The sequence below is a fragment of the Mesorhizobium sp. M7A.F.Ca.AU.001.01.1.1 genome, from assembly GCF_004022735.1.
GTDB lineage: Bacteria > Pseudomonadota > Alphaproteobacteria > Rhizobiales > Rhizobiaceae > Mesorhizobium > Mesorhizobium ciceri.
The window spans coordinates 1-1,063 of record NZ_RZPF01001169.1 but is presented as its reverse complement, the minus strand read 5'-3'; the positions used below and the strand labels follow the sequence as shown (position 1 = coordinate 1,063).

General features: G+C 63.1%; 2 protein-coding genes. One reads left to right on the top strand and one right to left on the bottom strand.

Features of this window, described 5'->3' with window-relative positions; genetic code table 11:
• Nucleotides 1-291: hypothetical protein (locus EN884_RS36805; protein WP_128361170.1), on the bottom strand; the 291-nt coding region annotated here is incomplete at its 3' end.
• A 261-nt stretch (nt 292-552) separates the two neighbouring features.
• Between EN884_RS36805 and EN884_RS36800 the strand changes: the two genes are divergently transcribed.
• The gene (locus EN884_RS36800; protein WP_063169530.1) at nt 553-981 is read left to right on the top strand and encodes a hypothetical protein; all 429 of its coding nucleotides are present in this window, start codon (nt 553-555) and stop codon (nt 979-981) included.
• Nucleotides 982-1,063 lie beyond the last annotated feature (82 nt).

The following is a 1,063-nucleotide window of genomic DNA, read 5'->3' as shown; positions in this document are numbered from 1 at the left end:
CACCGGCGGCCGGTAGCAATCGCTATAACCGCCGATTTCGTCGGCTTCGTTCTCGTAGATCACCTTGGGCTGGCCGGCGCTGGTGTAGTCGGAGAGCTGCTTGGCCAGCCTGCCTTGGCCGACGATGATGCGCTTGTAGCCGGCGGCGCTGTCGACGACGAGGTTGCCGAAGGAATCGGCGTAGACGCGATCCTGATGCCGTGCGCCGGCAAGCGCTGGCGCTGCAAGGCCGGCGACCGAGGCTGCTACGACGAGCGCCGCAAGGCGCGATTTGCCCGAATTCGAACGCATGGCGTCCTCCGTGTCTTGAGGGAAAGCCTCCTCGAATCAGAAATTAACGGTTTCTTAACCTTTGTTAAGAGGCCGGCGCGTTTGGCGGCGATGTCTCGGTAAACATGGTTAATATCCGTTAATATCCGACTGGATGGAAAACCCGGTGGCCATCATTCGGCCATGCTTGGCCGCACCATCGCGGCGGCGTCCGCCTTGGCGTCGGGACGATCGTGATCTGGACAAAGCATCGTGGCCGCTTGCCGCGCGGGAGGACAGCATATGGCGCTACGCCGGCCGATTTGGGTGTCCGTTTTCCCGTTGCTCGGTGTCGTCGCTGCCTGTGTGCCGCAAGACAGCGCGCCGAAGGCAGCCAATACCGTCGTCGTCTCACCTGCGCCGGCCCAGCAGTCCGTCGCAGCCGCGGTGCCTCCGGCAGCTGCACCCAAGATCATCACCGACCTTACCGCGCCGCGACCAGGCATAGGCACGGCCACCTATAGATGCGGCAACAACGGTATGATTTTCATCCAAAATCTAGGCACGTCGTTGCGTGTGGTCGGGTCCGACGGCGCGACCGAGGAGTTTGCGGCGTCGCCTGCCAACCAGAGCAGCCGCTACCAGGCGGCCACGCATGACGCAATCGTGATCGACGGGCGCGAGGCGCTGGTGATGAAGAAGGGATCGACGCCGCAGACCTGCAAACGCTGACGCCAGTCTCACCACCGCTGGGCCCTGGAGCCAGATATGTTGCACTGCAGCGATATCGAGCCGGCTTCAGGCCTTCCCAGCC

What these genes read in the sequence shown, in the direction of transcription:
- EN884_RS36800 (WP_063169530.1), top strand. Translation starts at nt 553, where the DNA reads ATGGCGCTACGCCGGCCGATTTGGGTGTCCGTTTTCCCGTTGCTCGGT.